We start from the raw sequence: 18,283 nt of genomic DNA on the forward strand, positions 1-18,283 counted from the left end.
ATGAGCACGAACGACACGTCGTCGCTGGAAGCCGTACTGCCGCTCACCCCGCTGCAGGAGGGTCTGCTCTTCCACGCCCAGTACGACGAGCAGTCGGGTCCCGACGTCTACGTCATGCAGCTGGGACTGGACATCGACGGCCCGCTCGACGTGGCCGCACTGCGCGCCGCGGCCCACGCCCTGCTCGGCAGGCACGGCAACCTTCGCGCCGGATTCCGGCACGACGGCCCGCGTGCGCTGCAGTTCGTGCCCAAGGCGACCGACCTGCCCTGGCACGAGGCCGACGTGAGCACCCTCCCGGAGCAGGAGCGGGAGGCGGCACTGCGCAACATCACCGAACGGGACCGCGCGACCCGCTTCGACCTGCGCAACCCACCACTCCTGCGCTTCACCGTCATCCGGGTGGCGAAGGGCAGGCACCGGCTGCTGGTGACCAACCACCACATCCTGCTGGACGGCTGGTCCGCCCCCGTCCTCGTACGCGAGCTGTTCGAGCTGTACGCGGCCGGCGGGGACGCCACGTCCCTGCCTCCCGTGACCCCGTACCGCTACCACCTGGCCTGGCTCGCCAAGCAGGACCGCGAAGGCGCGGTCCGGGCCTGGCGGAGCGCGCTGGACGGACTCGACGAGCCGACCCTGCTCGCCGCGATGCCCGACGACCGGTCCACGACGGTGCTCCCCAGCAAGGTCGCCGTCATGCTCGCACCGGAGACGACCGCCCGGCTGACCGAGCGGACCCGCGAGCACGGCGTCACCCTCAACACGGTGGTGCAGGCCGCGTGGGGGCTGTTGCTGGCCCGGCTCACCGACCGCCGGGACGTCACCTTCGGCATGACCCTCGCGGGCCGCTCGCCGGAGATACCCGGGGTCCACACCATGGTCGGCCTCTTCCTCAACACGGTGCCCGTGCGGGTGCGCGTCGGGCGCGAGGAGACGCTGCTGGAGCTCTGCGAGAAGCTGCAGGAGGAGCAGCGGGCCCTCATGGCTCACCAGCACCTCGGCCTGGCCGACATCCAGCGGGCCGCCGGGCACGGCGACCTGTTCGACACCCTCACCGTCCTCGAGAACTTCCCCGTCGACCCGGCCACGCTCACCCTGCCCGGCGGCCTGTCGGTCGCGGACTTCTTCTCCACGGACGGCGCGCACTACCCGCTCGCCCTCATGGTCATTCCCGGCGACTCCCTGGAACTGCGCTTCACCTACCGGTCCGACGCCTTCGACGCGGCCGAGATCGAAGGCTTCGGCAAGCGGCTCACCGCCGTGCTGGAGGCCTTCGCCGCCGAGCCCTCGCGGCCGACCGGCGCGGTCGAGCTGCTGGACGCCGACGAGCGCGCCAGGCTGCTCCGCACCTGGAACCCGGCCCCCGTCCCGGCCCCCGCGCGCACCCTGCCCGAGCTGCTGGCACTGCGCGCGGCCGAGACACCGGACCGGGAGGCACTGGTCCGCGGCGACCGGTCGCTGACGTACGCGGAGACGACCCGCCGGGCGGAGGAGATCGCCGCCTGGCTGCTCGACCGCGGCGTGCGCCCGGAGGAGCCGGTCGGCATCGCGATGGAACGCTCCGTCGACTTCGTGCTCGCCGTCCTCGGCGTGCTGCGGGCCGGCGCGGTCTACGTACCCGTCGACCACCGCTGGCCCGGCTCCCGGCGCGCGGACGTCCTCCAGGACAGCGGCACCACCCTGGTTCTGGAGGACGGCGACCTGCCCGGGTCCTACCCGGTCCCCGCCGGCGGCGTACCGATGCCGCCCGGACCGGAGCGGCTCGCCTACGTCATGTACACCTCCGGCTCCACGGGCCGGCCCAAGGGCGTCGCCGTCACCCACCGGGGGATCGCCGACCTGGCCGCCGACAGCCGCTTCGCGGGCGGCGCCCAGGAGCGGGTGCTGATGCACTCGGCCCACGCGTTCGACGCGTCGACGTACGAGATGTGGATCCCGCTGCTGAGCGGCGGGACCCTGGTCGTCGGGCCGCCCGGCGAGCTGGACATGGCCACCATCGGGCGGACCGTCGCCGAAGGGCGTGTCACCGCCGCCCTGTTCACCACCGGCCTGTTCCGGCTGATCGCCGCCGAGGCCCCGGAGATCCTCCGGCCGATGCGCGAAGTGTGGGCCGGCGGCGAGGCGGTGCCCGCCGCCTCGGTGCGCCAGGTGCTGGAGGCCTGCCCGGATCTCACGGTCGTGGACGCGTACGGGCCGACCGAAGTCACCGTCATCGCGGCCGCGCACCCGCTCGCCGCGGACCGGCCCGTGCCGGACCCGGTGCCGATCGGCCGCCCCTTCGACGGCAAGCAGGTCTACGTACTCGACAGCGGGCTCGGCCTCTGCCCGGTGGGTGTTCCGGGTGAGCTGTACGTGTCGGGTGTGGGGCTGGCGCGTGGGTATCTGGGGCGTGCCGGTCTGACGTCTGAGCGGTTCGTGGCGAATCCGTTCGGGGTGCCGGGGTCCCGGTTGTACCGGACGGGTGATGTGGTGCGGTGGCGTGCCGATGGGGTGCTGGAGTTCGTCGGGCGCCGGGACGACCAGGTGAAGCTGCGCGGTTTCCGCATCGAACTCGGCGAGATCGAGTCCGTGCTCGCCGGCCACGACGCCGTCGGCCAGGCCGCCGTCCTGGTACGCGAGGACCGGCCCGGGATCCGGCAGCTCGTCGGCTACGTGGTGCCCGCCGCCGGGTCGGGACTCGACACGGAGGAACTGCGCGCCTGGGCCGCCGAACGGCTCCCGGAGTACATGGTCCCGCGGCCCGTCGTCGCCCTGGACGCCCTGCCGCTCACCACCAACGGCAAGATCGACACGAACGCGCTTCCCGTCCCCGAGTACGGCACGGAGGAGGCCCGCGGACCGCGCACCCCGCACGAGGAACTGCTGTGCGGGTTGTTCCAGGAGGTGCTCGGCCTGCCCTCCGTGTCCGTCGACGACAACTTCTTCGAGCTCGGCGGCCACTCCCTGCTCGCCACCCGGCTCGTCAGCCGGGTGCGCGCGGTGCTCGGCGTCGAGCTGTCGATCCGGCGCGTCTTCGAGGAGCCCACCGCCGCCCGGCTCGCCGCCCACCTCATGGACGGTGCCGCCCCGGCCCGTACACCGCTGCGCCCGGCCGACCGTCCCGAGCGGGTGCCGCTGTCGTTCGCCCAGCGGCGGCTGTGGTTCCTCAACCGGATGGAGGGGCCGAGCGCCACCTACAACATCCCCTTCGCCGTCCGGCTCTCCGGCGAACTGAGCGTGCGGGCGCTGGCCGAGGCCCTCGGCGACGTGGTCGCCAGGCACGAGTCGCTGCGCACCGTGTTCCCGGACACCGACGGCGAGCCCTGGCAGCAGGTCGTGCCCGCGGGCGTGGCGGCCGTCGACGTCGAGGTCACCGACGTGACCGAGGAGCGGCTGCCGGCCGCCCTCGACGCGGCCGGAGCCACGGGCTTCGACCTGGCCCGCGAACTGCCGCTGCGCGCACGGCTGTTCCGGACCGCACCGGACGAGCACGTGCTGTGCGTCGTCGTCCACCACATCGCCGGGGACGGCTGGTCGCAGGCCCCGCTCTCCCGCGACCTCGGCGAGGCATACCGGGCCCGGCTCGCCGGTGAGGCGCCGCAGTGGCGGCCGCTGCCGGTGCAGTACGCGGACTACACGCTGTGGCAGCGAGGGCTGCTGGGCGACGAGCACGACGAGGACAGCCTCGCGGCCACCCAGCAGGCCTACTGGGCCGAACAGCTCGCAGGTGCGCCGCAGGAGCTGGAGCTGCCCGCCGATCGGCCCCGCCCGCCCGTCGCCACCCACCGGGGCTCCCATGTCCCCGTCACCGTCGACACGGAGCTCGCGCAGCGCCTGCGCGGCCTCGCCACCAAGACGGACACCACGCCGTTCATGGTCTTCCAGGCGGCTCTCGCGGCACTCCTGTCCCGACTCGGTGCCGGGACCGACATCCCGATCGGCACACCGGTCGCGGGCCGGATGGACGCGGCGGCCGACGACCTCGTCGGCTTCTTCGTCAACACCCTGGTGCTGCGCACCGACGTGTCCGGCGACCCGAGCTTCCTCGACCTGCTGCACCGGGCCCGCAGGACCGCCCTGGACGCCTACGCGCACCAGGACCTGCCCTTCGAGCGGCTGGTCGACCTCGTCGGCGCGGACCGCTCCCTGGCGCACAACCCGCTCTTCCAGGTGCTGATCGCATACCAGAACAACACCTCGGGCGAACTGGAACTGCCAGGTCTGCGGGTCACCGTCCAGGACATGATGCTGCCGGTCGCCAAGGTGGACCTGGAGCTGAGCGTCGCCGAGGGCGCCGACGGCGGCATCTCCGGCATCCTCGGCTACAGCACCGACCTGTTCGACCGGGACAGCGCGGCGCGCGTCGCCGGCCACCTGGTCACGCTGTTGCGCGCGGTGGTGGCCGACCCGAGGGTGCCCGTACGCAGCCTGGAGATTCTGCCCGAGGGGCAGCGCGCTCAGTTGCTCACGCACTGGAACGACAGCGAACGGCCGGTGCCCGCCGGTACCGTCCCCGAGCTCTTCGCCCGGCAGGCCGAGGCTGTACCGACCCGTCCCGCGGTCGTCGCGGGCGGCACCACCCTGGACTACGCGGCCCTGGCCGGCCGTGCGAACCGGCTCGCCAGGCTGCTGATCGAGCGGGGTGTCGGACCCGAGGACCGGGTCGCGCTCGTACTGCCCCGCTCGGCCGAACTGACCACCGCGCTGCTGGCCGTGATGACCAGTGGCGGAGCCTACGTACCGGTCGACCCGAACCATCCGGCCGACCGGATCGCGTACATGATCCGCGACAGTGCCCCCGCGCTCGTCGTCACCGTCGCCGGTTCCGCCGGCCGGCTGCCTGCCGGATACGGCGAGCCGCTGGTCCTCGACAGCCCCGGGACCGTCGACGCGCTCGCCGGCCTCTCCGGGGCCGAGGTCACGGACGCGGACCGCCGCTCGCCGCTGTCGCCCGACCACCCGGCGTACGTCATCTACACCTCGGGGTCCACCGGGCGGCCCAAGGGCGTCTCGGTCACCCACCGGGGACTGGGCAACCTCGCCGCCTGGCACGCCGAGCGGCTCGGTGTGACCCGGGAGAGCAGGGTGGGGCAGTTCGCGGCACCCAGCTTCGACGCCTCCGCCTGGGAGACGGTCATGGCGCTCCTCAACGGTGCCGCGCTCGTCCTGACCCCGGCCGACGGCCCGGTCCTGGGCGGGGCACTCACCGGCTTCCTGACGGGCGAGCGGATCACCCACGCGACCCTCACCCCCACGGCCCTGTCCGGCGCGGATCCGCAGGACGCCCCCACGGGCCTGACCCTGGTGACCGCGGGCGAGGCCTGCCCTCGCGACCTCGCCGCCCGGTGGTCTCCCGGCCGCCGGGTGATCAACGCCTACGGCCCGACCGAGACCACGGTCTGTGCCACGGCGAGCAGCCCGGTGGACGGCACCGTCACCCCGCCCATCGGCGGGCCGATCGCCAACACCAGGGTGTACGTCCTGGACCCGGCCCTGAATCTCTGTGCGGTGGGTGTTCCGGGTGAGCTGTACGTGTCGGGTGTGGGGCTGGCGCGTGGGTATCTGGGGCGTGCCGGTCTGACGTCTGAGCGGTTCGTGGCGAATCCGTTCGGGGTGCCGGGGTCCCGGTTGTACCGGACGGGTGATGTGGTGCGGTGGCGTGCCGATGGGGTGCTGGAGTTCGTCGGGCGCCGGGACGACCAGGTGAAGCTGCGCGGTTTCCGCATCGAACTCGGCGAGATCGAGTCCGTACTGTCCGGGTGCGCGGGCGTGGACGGTGCGGCCGTCGTCGTACGTGAGGACCGGCCCGGAGTCCGGCAGCTCGTCGGCTACGTGGTCCCCGATCCGGGCACGGACCTGGACACCGGTGCCGTGCGCGCGTCCGTGGCGGGCCTGCTGCCCGAGTACATGGTCCCGCAGGTGCTCGTCGTCATGGACGCCCTGCCCCTCACGGTGAACGGCAAGCTCGACGCGAGGGCGCTCCCCGCACCCGACCTGACCCCCTCCGGTGACGGCCGGGACCCGGCCACCGAGGCCGAGCGGGTCCTCGCCGAGGCGTTCGCCTCGGTGCTCGGCCTCCCGGGGGTGGACGCCGACGCCAACTTCTTCGAGCTGGGCGGCGACAGCATCGTCTCCATCAAGCTCGTCAGCCAGGTCCGCAAGGGCGGATTGGTCATCACGCCCCGGGACGTCTTCGAGCACCGGACGGCCGCCGGACTCGCGGCCGTCGCCCGCCCCGTCGGCGAACTCCCGGCGCAGGACCCCGACGCCGGGATCGGCGAGGTACCGCTCACCCCGATGACGCACTGGCTGCGCGATCACGGCGGCCGCATGGAGCGGTTCCACCAGTCCGTGCTGCTCCAGGTTCCCGCCCGGACGACCCTCGCGACCCTGACCTCCGCACTCGCCGCCGTGCTCGACCACCACGACGCCCTGCGGCTGCGGCTCACGGTGAGCGGCGGCGACTGGTCCTACGAGGTCCGGGAACGTGGAGCGGTGGACGCGGCCGGCTGCGTGAGCCGGGCGGACATCGCCGGCGCGGACGGCGCGAAGGTACGGGCCGTCATCGCCGAGGAGGCGGAGCGGGCGGTCTCGCTGCTCTCCCCGGTGGACGGTGCCATGGTGCGGGCCGTGTGGTTCGACGCCGGTCCCGACGTGCCCGGACGCCTCCTGATCCTCGCCCACCACCTGGCCGTCGACGGGGTGTCGTGGCGGATCCTCGTACCCGATCTCGCCGAGGCGTGGCAGGCGGTCGCCGAGTCCCGGGAGCCCGCGCCGCAGCCCGTCGGTACCTCGTGGCGCAGCTGGTCGCAGTGGCTCACCGCCCGCGCGTCCGAGCCCGCCCGCGCCGCTCAGGTCACCTGGTGGGCAGAGCAGCTCGGCGACGGGGACGTGCCCGTGACCGTGGAGACGCGCGACCCGGCCCTCGACACCATGGGCACTCAGGACGCGCTCGTGCTGACCCTGCCCGAGCCGGTCACGGAGCCGCTCCTCACGAAGGTGCCCGCCGCCGCGCGGGGCTCCGTCGAGGACGTGCTCCTGACCGGATTCGCCTTGGCCGTCGCCGACTGGCGGCGGCGGCGCGGACTCGGCGCCGGCACCGAGGTGCTGGTCGACCTCGAGCGCCACGGCAGGCAGATCCCCGAGGGCGAGGAGCTCGACATCTCCCGCACCGTCGGCTGGTTCACCAGCCTGGCGCCGGTGCGGCTGGACCTCGGACCGGTGCAGTGGGGCAGGGTCCTCACCGACCCGGCCGCCCTGCACAAGGCCCTCGACCGGGTCCGGGAGACGCTGCGACGGATGCCGGACGAGGGCGTCGGCTACGGCCTGCTGCGCCACCTCAACCCGCACACCCGCGACACGCTGGCCGCCCTCGGCACCCCGCAGTTCGGCTTCAACTACCTGGGTCGCACCGAGGTCGCCGGGGGGGACGACGGCGCGACCGCGCCGCAGAGCCCCGGCGCCGGTGACTGGGCCATGTCCGCCGACGGAGAGGTGCTCCGGCAGCTCGGCGGCGACCCGGAGATGCCGGCCACCCACGCGCTGTCCCTCAACGTCCTGGTCCAGGACGGCCCGGGCGGACCGCGGCTGGTGGCCAACTGGACCTGGCCGCGCCGCCTGCTGGACGAGGAGGCCGTACGGACGCTGGCCGAGGGATGGTTCCGCGCCCTGACGGCGCTCGCGGAGCACACGGGCGAGGGCGGGCCGGCCGGCCTCGCCCCGTCGGACCTGTCACTGATCGACCTCGAACTCGACGATCTCGGGGTACTGGAAGCTGAGTGGAGGAAGACCCGGTGACCCGCAAGGATCTTTTTGAGGACGTCCTGCCCCTCGCACCGCTGCAGGAAGGCATGTTCTTCCACGCGACGTACGACGAGGACGCCCTGGACGTCTACACGGTGCGGCTGGCCGTCGACTTCGAGGGCCCGTTCGACCTGGACGTCTTCCGTGACGCGGTCACGGCCCTCCTGGTCCGCCGGAGCAACCTGCGGGCCGGCTTCCTGTCGGAGAACCTGAGCAGGCCGGTCCAGGTGGTGCCGCGCGAGTTCGAGACCCCCGTCCTCACGCACGACCTGTCCGGACTCGGCGAGGACGACCGGCGGACCCGGCTGGAGGAGCTGTCCGCCGCCGAGGAGGCCGTGCGCTTCGACCTCGCCGACCCGCCGCTGCTGCGGTTCACCGTGGTGCGCCTGGCCGAGCGCACCTGGCGGCTCATGTTCAGCTGCCACCACATCCTGCTCGACGGCTGGTCCATGCCCCTTGTCCTCGGCGAGCTCTTCGAGCTGTACGGGCGCGGCGGCGACGCGGCGGGCATGGAGCCCGCGGTGCCGTTCAAGCGGTACCTCGCCTGGCTGCGGAAGCAGGACAAGCAGGAGGGCCTGGCCCGGTGGCGGGACGCCCTCGACGGTGTCACCGGTCCCACCCTGGTCGCCCCAGGGGCCGGCGGCACGGTCGACGCCCTGCCCCGGCAGTTCACCCTCGACCTGTCGGAGGAGCGGAGCGCGGGGCTGACCGCCCTGGCCCGCCGCCTCGGCATCACCGTCAACACCATGGTGCAGGTGGCTTGGGGACTCCAGCTGGCCCGGCTCACCGGCACCGACGACATCGTGTTCGGCGCCACCGTCTCCGGCCGTCCCCCCGAGATCGAGGGCGTCGAGGGCATCGTCGGACTGTTCATCAACACCGTGCCGGTACGCATCCGGCTGGACGCCGCCGAGTCCATCCAGTCGCTGCTCCTGCGGGTCCAGGCCGAGCAGTCGGCGCTGCTCGACCACCACTACATCGGGCTCACCGAGGTCCAGCGCGCCGCCGGCCACGGCGAACTCTTCGACAGCCTGGTGGCGTTCGAGAGCTACCCGGTGGACTCCGACAGCCTGCGGGGCTCGCTCGGCGACCTCACGATCACCGGCACCACCGGGTCCGACGCCACGCACTACCCGCTGACGCTCATCGCCGTGCCCGGACGGCGGCTGCAGCTGCGCCTCGGCTTCCGCGACGGCCTGTTCACCGACGAGTCCGTCGCCTCGGTCCTCGGCAACCTCGAAGCGGTCCTGGAGACCGTCGCCGGGAACGGCGCGCAACCGGTGGGCGAGGTACTGCGGTCCGTCGGCCTGCCCCTCGGCTGGGAGCTCCCCGGCCCGCGCGCGGGTGAGGGCTCCGCGCCTGCCGTCCCGGCCGCCGGTGGGCCCGGCTCCGGGGGCCGTGCGCCGCGGACCCCCCACGAGGAGATGCTCTGCGGCCTGTTCGCCGAGGTCCTCGGCGTTCCGTCGGTCTCGATCGACGACAACTTCTTCGACCTGGGCGGGCACTCGCTGCTCGCCACCCGTCTGGTGAGCCGGATCCGGAGCGTCTTCGAGATCGAGCTGCCGGTGCGCGCCCTCTTCGATGCGCAGTCGGTGGTGGCGTTGGCGGAGCGGGTGGTGGGTTCGTCGGTGGGTGGGCGTGTGGCGTTGGTGCCGGTGGTGCGTCCGGAGCGGGTTCCGTTGTCGTTCGCGCAGCGTCGTTTGTGGTTCTTGAACCGTATGGAGGGGCCGAGCGGGACGTACAACATTCCGTTGGGTGTGCGGTTGTCGGGTGTGCTGGATGTGGTGGCTTTGCGTGCCGCGTTGGTTGACGTGGTGGGGCGGCACGAGTCGTTGCGGACGGTGTTTCCGGATGTGGGGGGTGAGCCGTGGCAGGAGGTTGTCGCGGTGGGGGATGTGGTGGTGCCGTTCGAGGTGGTCGATGTGGCGGCCGATGGTGTGGGTGCCGCGTTGGCGGGGGTGGCGTCGGTCGGTTTCGATCTTTCGGTTGATCTGCCGGTTCGGGTGTGGTTGTTCCGGGTGTCGGCGGTTGAGCATGTGTTGTGTGTGGTGGTGCATCACATTGCGGGGGATGGGTGGTCTCAGGCGCCTTTGGCGCGGGATTTGGGTGTGGCGTATCGGGCGCGTGTGGGGGGTGTGGCGCCTGGTTGGGATGCGTTGCCGGTGCAGTATGCGGATTACGCGTTGTGGCAGCGTGAGGTGCTGGGTGATGAGGGGGATGAGGGGTCGGCGATTTCGCGTCAGTTGGGTTATTGGCGTGGGGTGCTGGAGGGGTTGCCTGATGAGTTGAGTCTGCCGGTGGATCGTGTGCGGCCGGTGGTGTCGAGTTATCGGGGTGGGACGGTCTCGGTGGAGTTGGGTGCGCGGTTGCACCGGGATCTGGTGGGGTTGGCGCGATCGTCGCGTTCGAGTGTGTTCATGGTTTTGCAGGCTGGTGTGTCGGGGTTGTTGTCGCGGTTGGGGGGTGGTGCGGATATTCCTTTGGGTACGGCGATCGCTGGTCGTACGGATGCGGCGTTGGACGAGTTGGTGGGGTTCTTCGTCAATACGTTGGTGTTGCGTGCGGATGTGTCGGGGGATCCGGGGTTCGGGGAGTTGGTGGAGCGGGTCCGGGTGACGGATCTGGCGGCGTATGCGCATCAGGATGTGCCGTTCGAGCAGTTGGTGCATGCGTTGCAGCCGGCGCGGTCGTTGGCGCGGCATCCGTTGTTCCAGGTGATGATCGTGTTGCAGAACAACGCGGTCGCGTCGCTGGATCTGCCGGGTCTGGTGGCCACTCCTGTCGACGGTGAGGGTGGTGCGGCCAAGTTCGACCTCGGATTTAACTTCGTCGAACGCACCGACCTGGACGGCACCCCGGCCGGCATCGACGTCACCGTCGAGTACAGCTCCGACCTCTTCGACGAGAGCACGGTCACGGACCTGGGCCGGCGCTTGGTGCGTCTGCTCTCCCTGGGCGCCGCCGACCCGGCCATGCCGCTCAGCCAGCTGGATCTGCTCGAATCGCGTGAATGGCAGCAGCTGCTGACCGGGTGGAACGACACCGGGCGGGTGCTGGAACTGCCCGCGGCGACGATCTCGGGCCCCGAGCCGGAGACGATCGCCGGGCTGTTCGCGGCCCAGGTGGCCCGGACCCCGGACGGGCTCGCGGTGGTGGCCGGCGACGTACGGCTCAACTACACGGAGCTCGACGAGCGCTCCGCCGCGCTGGCCGCGCTCCTGCTCGCCCGCGGAGTACGGCGGGGCGACACAGTCGCCGTCGCGGTCCCCCGCTCCGCCGCCCTGACCGTCGCGCACCTCGCCGTGCTGAGGGCGGGTGCGGTCTGCCTGCCCGTCGAGCCGGGCCACCCGGCCGCGTGGACCGCTGCCGTCCTGGACGGTGCCGAGCCCGCCGCGGTCATCACCACGCGGGACTGCGAGGCCCTCGTCGGGACGACCGCCGGCCAGGTCCTCCTGCTCCACTCCGACGGCGACTGCGACGACGACGCCGGCTTCACCGCACTGCCGGGTCCCCTGCCGGACTCCCCGGCCTACCTGATCCACACCTCCGGACCCGAGGGTGACCCGCGCGGGGTGCTCCTGCCGCACCGGGCCCTGGTGAACCGGCTCCTGTGGATGCGGGACGCCTGCCGGATCGGCCCGGACGACCGGATCCTGCACGAGGCCCCCGCAGACCTCGGGGTATCGGTCTGGGAACTGCTCGCACCGCTGGTCGTGGGCGCCGCCCACGTGGCCGCCCTGCCCGGCGGCCACCGCGACATGGTCGGCCTGGCCCGGCTGATCCGGCGCGAGGCGGTGACCACGGCCCACTTCGCGCCGTCCGTCCTCGACGCGTTCCTCGCCGAACCGGAGGCGGGGCACTGCACCGGACTGCGCCGGGTGCTGTGCGGCGGTGAGCCGCTGCCCACCGGACTGGCCGAACGGTTCAGGTCGCGTCTTCCCGGCGCGGAACTCCACGTCCTGCACGGGCCGGTGGAGACGTCGTTCGACGCCCTCGCGTGGACCGCCGGCAGCGGGACCGCGGCCCCGGGTGCGTACCCGGTCGCCGGCCGGCCCGTCTGGAACACCCGCGCCCTCGTGCTCGACCCCGGCCTCATGCCCCTGCCGCCGGGGAGCCCCGGAGAGCTGTACCTGGGCGGAGCCCAGCTGGCACACGGCTACCTGGGCCGGCCGGCGTTGACCGCCGAGCGGTTCGTGGCCGACCCCTACGGCCCGCCCGGCTCACGGCTCCACCGCACCGGCGACCTGGCCAGGATCACGCGCGACGGCACGGTCCAGCTCCTCGGGCGTACCGACGAGCGGCTCACTCTCGACGGCAGGAGTGTCGAACCCGGGCAGGTCGAGCGGGTGCTGACCCGGCACACCGCGGTCGGCGCCGCCGCCGTGACCGTACGGCCGGGCCCTTCCGGGGAGCCCGCCCTGGTGGCGTACCACGTGCCGGCCGACCCGGCGGCCCCGGCGGGCGCCGGGACCCTGCGGGAGCATGCCGCGGCCCTGCTCCCGGGCCACGCCGTTCCCGCGCATTACGTCGAGGTCGACGCGCTCCCGTACGCCAAGGACGGCCGGATCGACCGCGCCGCGCTGCCCGAGCCGCGGCACAGCACGGCCCGCGCGCCCCGCAACGACGTCGAGCGGACGCTCTGCGACCTGTTCTGTGAACTGCTCGGCGTTCCGTCGGTCTCGATCGACGACAGCTTCTTCGACCTGGGCGGGCACTCCCTGCTCGCGACCCGGCTGGTCAGCCGCGTCCGGGCCGCCTTCGGCATCGAACTCCCCTTCCGGGACATCTTCGATGCGCAGTCGGTGGTGGCGTTGGCGGAGCGGGTGGTGGGTTCGTCGGTGGGTGGGCGTGTGGCGTTGGTGCCGGTGGTGCGTCCGGAGCGGGTTCCGTTGTCGTTCGCGCAGCGTCGTTTGTGGTTCTTGAACCGTATGGAGGGGCCGAGCGGGACGTACAACATTCCGTTGGGTGTGCGGTTGTCGGGTGTGCTGGATGTGGTGGCTTTGCGTGCCGCGTTGGTTGACGTGGTGGGGCGGCACGAGTCGTTGCGGACGGTGTTTCCGGATGTGGGGGGTGAGCCGTGGCAGGAGGTTGTCGCGGTGGGGGATGTGGTGGTGCCGTTCGAGGTGGTCGATGTGGCGGCCGATGGTGTGGGTGCCGCGTTGGCGGGGGTGGCGTCGGTCGGTTTCGATCTTTCGGTTGATCTGCCGGTTCGGGTGTGGTTGTTCCGGGTGTCGGCGGTTGAGCATGTGTTGTGTGTGGTGGTGCATCACATTGCGGGGGATGGGTGGTCTCAGGCGCCTTTGGCGCGGGATTTGGGTGTGGCGTATCGGGCGCGTGTGGGGGGTGTGGCGCCTGGTTGGGATGCGTTGCCGGTGCAGTATGCGGATTACGCGTTGTGGCAGCGTGAGGTGCTGGGTGATGAGGGGGATGAGGGGTCGGCGATTTCGCGTCAGTTGGGTTATTGGCGTGGGGTGCTGGAGGGGTTGCCTGATGAGTTGAGTCTGCCGGTGGATCGTGTGCGGCCGGTGGTGTCGAGTTATCGGGGTGGGACGGTCTCGGTGGAGTTGGGTGCGCGGTTGCACCGGGATCTGGTGGGGTTGGCGCGATCGTCGCGTTCGAGTGTGTTCATGGTTTTGCAGGCTGGTGTGTCGGGGTTGTTGTCGCGGTTGGGGGGTGGTGCGGATATTCCTTTGGGTACGGCGATCGCTGGTCGTACGGATGCGGCGTTGGACGAGTTGGTGGGGTTCTTCGTCAATACGTTGGTGTTGCGTGCGGATGTGTCGGGGGATCCGGGGTTCGGGGAGTTGGTGGAGCGGGTCCGGGTGACGGATCTGGCGGCGTATGCGCATCAGGATGTGCCGTTCGAGCAGTTGGTGCATGCGTTGCAGCCGGCGCGGTCGTTGGCGCGGCATCCGTTGTTCCAGGTGATGATCGTGTTGCAGAACAACGCGGTCGCGTCGCTGGATCTGCCGGGTCTGGTGGCCACTCCTGTCGACGGTGAGGGTGGTGCGGCCAAGTTCGACCTCGGATTTAACTTCGTCGAACGCACCGACCTGGACGGCGCCCCGGCCGGCATCGAGGTCACCGTCGACTTCAGTGCGGACCTCTTCGACGAGAGCACGGTCAGGCACATAGGAGAGCGGCTCGTCCGCCTTCTCACCGGGGGCGTCGCCAACCCCGCGGCGCCCCTCAGCCGCATCGACATCCTCGACCCGGACGAGCGGGAACAGCTGCTGACCGGGTGGAACGACACCGGGCGGGTGCTGGAACTGCCCGCGGCGACGCCGGGCGGCCCGGAGCCGGAGACGATCCCGGGGCTCTTCGCCGCCCAGGCGGCACGGACCCCCGACGCACCCGCGGTGGTCGCCGAGGACGCCCAGCTCAGCTATGCGGAGCTGGACGAGCGCTCCGCCGCGCTGGCCGCGCTCCTGGTGGCCCGCGGGGTACGGCGGGGCGACACAGTCGCCGTCGCGGTCCCCCGCTCCGCCGCCCTGACCGTCGCGCTCCTGGCCGTGGTCCGGGCGGGTGCGGCCTACCTGCCGGTCGAGCTGGACTACCCGGCCGAGCGCGTCGCCCACATGCTGTCCGACGCGGCCCCGGCCGTCGTCGTCACCACCGGCGCCGTGAGCGGCGGGCTCCCCGAAGGCGTCGCCGGGAAGCTCGTCCTGCTCGACGCGGCCGGTACGCCGGAGGAAGCGGCGCAGGCCCTGCGCGACACCCCCGGGCTGCCGGGTCCGCTGCCGGACTCCCCGGCGTACGTCATCTACACCTCCGGCTCGACGGGCGTGCCGAAGGGCGTCGTCGTACCGCACCGGGGCATCGTGAACCGGCTCCTGTGGATGCAGGACACCTACCGGATCGGCCCGGACGACCGGGTCCTGCAGAAGACCCCCTCCGGATTCGACGTGTCGGTGTGGGAGTTCTTCTGGCCCCTCGTGTCCGGCGCCGTCCAGGTCGTCGCGAAGCCCGGCGGTCACCGCGACCCGGCCTACCTGGCCCGCCTGGTCCAGGACGCGGGCGTGACGACCGCGCACTTCGTCCCCTCCATGCTGGAGGTGTTCCTCGCCGAGCCTGAGGCCGCACGCTGCACCGGGCTGCGCCGGGTGCTGTGCAGCGGCGAGGCGCTGCCGACCGGACTGCGCGGGCGCTTCCGTGCGCTGCTGCCGGCCGGACTGCACAACCTCTACGGGCCCACCGAGGCGTCGGTGGACGTCACCGCGTGGGACTGCGCCGAGGACTCCGCCGCCGCCGTGGTCCCGATCGGCAGGCCGGTCTGGAACACCAGGACCTACGTACTGGACCCCGCGCTCGCACCGGCACCGGCGGGCAGCAGCGGGGAGCTGTACCTGGGCGGAGTGCAGCTGGCACACGGTTATCTCGGCCGCCCCGGGCTGACCGCCGAGCGGTTCGTGGCGGACCCCTACGGCCCGCCCGGCTCCCGCCTCTACCGCACCGGCGACCTGGCCAGGATCACCGCGAACGGGGTGCTGGAGTTCCTCGGCCGCACCGACGACCAGGTGAAGATCCGCGGCCGGCGCGTCGAGCTGGGCGAGATCGAGCACGCCCTCGCCCAGCACCCGCTGGTGGGCAGCGCGGTCGTCGCCGTACGCACGACACAGTCGGGGGAGACCCGGCTCGCCGCCTACGTCACCCCCGCCGGGGCCGCGGAGCTCCCGGAACCGGGCGCGCTGCGCGACCATGTGGCCGCCGTGCTGCCGGAGCACATGGTGCCCGTGTCCTACACGGCCATCGACGCCGTACCGGTCACGCCCAACGGCAAGGTCGACAAGAAGGCGCTGCCCGAGCCGGAGCTGCTGGAGCGCGAACCCGGCCGCGCTCCGCGCGACGCCACCGAGACGGCGCTCTGCGAGATCTTCGCCGAGCTGCTCGACCACACCACCGTGAGCATCGACGACAACTTCTTCGAGCTCGGCGGCCACTCCCTGCTCGCCACCCGGCTCATCGGCATGGTCCGCGAGCGGCTGGGCGCAGAGATGTCGGTGGTGTCCATCTTCGAGGCGCCGACGGTCGCGGCGCTGGCCGTCCGTCTCGCGGAGACCGACGGCGCGGGACCGCTGAGCCGGCTGTTGCCGCTGCGGTCCGGCAGCGGGACACCCGTGTTCTGCGTTCACCCGCTCGGCGGTCTCAGCTGGCCCTACGCCGGGCTGGCCGAGCACCTCCCCGCCGACGTCGGGCTCTACGGACTGCAGTCGGCCGGCCTCGGCGACGACGAGCCGCTGCCCGCGACCGTCGAGGAGATGGCCGCCGACTACGTGGCCCGTATCCGCACCGCGCAGGCGGAGGGCCCCTACCGGCTGCTCGGCTGGTCGCTCGGCGGCCGGATCGCGCACGCGATGGCCGGACTCCTGGAGTCGGACGGCCAGGAGGTCGAACTGCTCGCCCTGCTGGACGCCTACCCGCGTACGGAACCGGAGCCGGCCGCGTCCTTCACCGAACAGGACTTCCTCCAGGGGATCCTGGCCGCGATCGGCATGGAGGCGGCCGAACTCGGCGGACCCGTGGAGTTCGGCCGGGTCATGGCCGCGATGCGCGAGTCCGGCAAGGAACTCGCCGGCCTCACCGAGGAGCAGTTGCGGCGCCTGCAGCGGGTGATGGCCAACAGCTTCCGGGTCGAGGCCGCCTCCGTCACCGGCCGCTGCCGGGCGGACGCGGTGATGTTCGCCGCCACCGTCGATCCGGCGGGCGAGCCGGCCGACTGGTTGCGCCACCTCGACGGCGACCTGGAGATCCACGCCGTCGCCGCCGCGCACAACGACCTCATGCGACCGCAGCCGCTCGCCGGGATCGGGGCGGTACTGGCCAAGAAACTGGCCCACCCCGCCCGCGCGGACCGTACGTGACGCCCGAACGGTGCCCTTCCTGTTTCCCGAAAAGAGTGATGTGAGATGGCAAAAGCGTTGGTTCTCTGTGTGCCGTTCGCCGGTGCGGGGGCCTCGGTCTTCCGCCCGTGGATCCCGCTGTGCGAGGGCCGCTTCGACCTGGCGGCCGTACAACTGCCCGGCCGCGAGCAGCGTTTCGCGGAGGAGCCCTACCAGGACGTGGCGGTCGCCGTCGAAGGGCTGATGCCCGAGGTGCTGGAGCGGGTGGCCGGCGCCGGACCGGTCGTGCTCTTCGGCCACAGTCTCGGCGCGGTCCTCTCCTACGAGATCGCGCACCGGCTGGCCGCCACCGACGGCGTCGACCTGGCCGCGCTTGTGGTCAGCGGCTCTCCCGGCCCGTGGACCCGCCGGGAGAACGGCGCCAGCGGCCTGGACGACGACCAGTTCCTCGAAAGGGTGCGGGAGTTCGCCGGATACCGGCACGAAGCGCTCGAGGACCCGGAGATGCGCGAACTGCTGCTTCCCTCGCTGCGGGCCGACGTCGAGATGCACGAGAGCTACCTCGCCCTGTCGGACACCCCGCTGCCCGTGCCGATCACGTCGGTGCGCGGGACCGAGGACACCCTCGTCAGCCCCGAGCAGGCCCTGGAGTGGAGCAAGGCCACGGACAAGGCGTTCGACCTCGTGGAGGTCGAGGGCGGCCACATGTACCTGGTCGACAACACCGAGGCCCTGATCCGCGTCCTCGCGGACGTCTGCCCCGGGTGAGCGCGGCGGACGCGTCCGCCGACCACCCCCGACCGTAAGGAGATCTGGTGCGCCTGCAAGGAAAGACAGTCATCGTGACGGGGGCCGCCCGCGGTGTGGGCCGTGCCTGTGCGCTGGCGTTCAGCCGGGAGGGCGCCGACCTGGCGCTGCTCGACGTGTGCGGTGACATAGAGGGCGTGCCCTACCCGCTCGGCACCACGAGCCAGCTCGCGCACACGGCAGAGCTGTGCCGCCGGGAAGGGGCGGCCGTCCTCACGGTCGAGGCCGACGTCCGCGACCTCGCCGCTCTGCGGGACGCCGTCGACCGGGTCTGCGAGCGGTTCGGCCGGGTGGACGTGCTGGTCAACAACGCGGGCATCGTCGCCCCGTCGGGGAAGCCGGCCCACGAGATCGGCGAGGACGAGTGGCAGGTGATGCTCGACATCAACCTGTCCGGTGCCTGGCGGATGACCTCCCTCGTCGGCCCTCTGCTGCTCGCCCAGAGGTCCGGCAGCATCGTCAACGTCGCCTCCACCGCCGGCCTCGTCGGCTACCGGCACTTCGCCGGGTACGCGGCGTCCAAGCACGGGCTCATCGGACTGACCAAGGCCACCGCACTCGACTACGCGCCGCTGAAGGTACGGGTCAACGCCCTCTGCCCGGGATCGATCCGTGACGACAGCCGGGCGGAGGGGCGGATGCTCGGTGAGATAGCCAGGGCGCTCGACCTCCCGGTCTCCGAGAGCGAGGAGACCTTCGTCCAGTCGCAGCCCATGAACGCGCTGATCGAGCCGGAGGACGTAGCCGGGGCGGCCCTCTGGCTGGCCTCCGACGAGTCCGCCCAGGTAACCGGCTCCGTGCTCACCGTCGACGGTGGCTTCACCGCCCGGTGAAGCACCGCAACCACGTCAAGG

General features: G+C 72.2%; 4 protein-coding genes. All 4 read left to right on the forward strand.

Going from position 1 to position 18,283, the window contains the following annotated elements; translation table 11 throughout:
- Genes QFZ58_RS19880 through QFZ58_RS19895 form a run of 4 tightly spaced genes read left to right on the forward strand, consistent with a single transcriptional unit; the run spans nt 1 to nt 18,262 of the window.
- Nucleotides 1-7,776, forward strand: a complete 7,776-nt coding sequence (locus QFZ58_RS19880; protein WP_307126247.1) for a non-ribosomal peptide synthetase — start codon at nt 1-3, stop codon at nt 7,774-7,776.
- Nucleotides 7,773-16,643 (forward strand): non-ribosomal peptide synthetase, encoded by an 8,871-nt coding sequence (locus QFZ58_RS19885; RefSeq protein ID WP_307126248.1) that lies wholly within the window; start codon nt 7,773-7,775, stop codon nt 16,641-16,643. Before QFZ58_RS19880 ends, QFZ58_RS19885 begins: the two co-directional genes overlap by 4 nt.
- A 45-nt stretch (nt 16,644-16,688) precedes the next feature.
- Nucleotides 16,689-17,390: a thioesterase II family protein gene (locus tag QFZ58_RS19890; RefSeq protein ID WP_307126249.1), complete on the forward strand. Its 702-nt coding sequence runs from the start codon at nt 16,689-16,691 to the stop codon at nt 17,388-17,390.
- Nucleotides 17,391-17,437: 47 nt separating this feature from the next.
- Entirely contained in the window at nt 17,438-18,262 is an 825-nt protein-coding gene (locus QFZ58_RS19895; RefSeq protein WP_307126250.1) for an SDR family oxidoreductase, read from the forward strand.
- Nucleotides 18,263-18,283 lie beyond the last annotated feature (21 nt).

This window comes from Streptomyces sp. B1I3, from assembly GCF_030816615.1.
Taxonomy (GTDB): domain Bacteria; phylum Actinomycetota; class Actinomycetes; order Streptomycetales; family Streptomycetaceae; genus Streptomyces.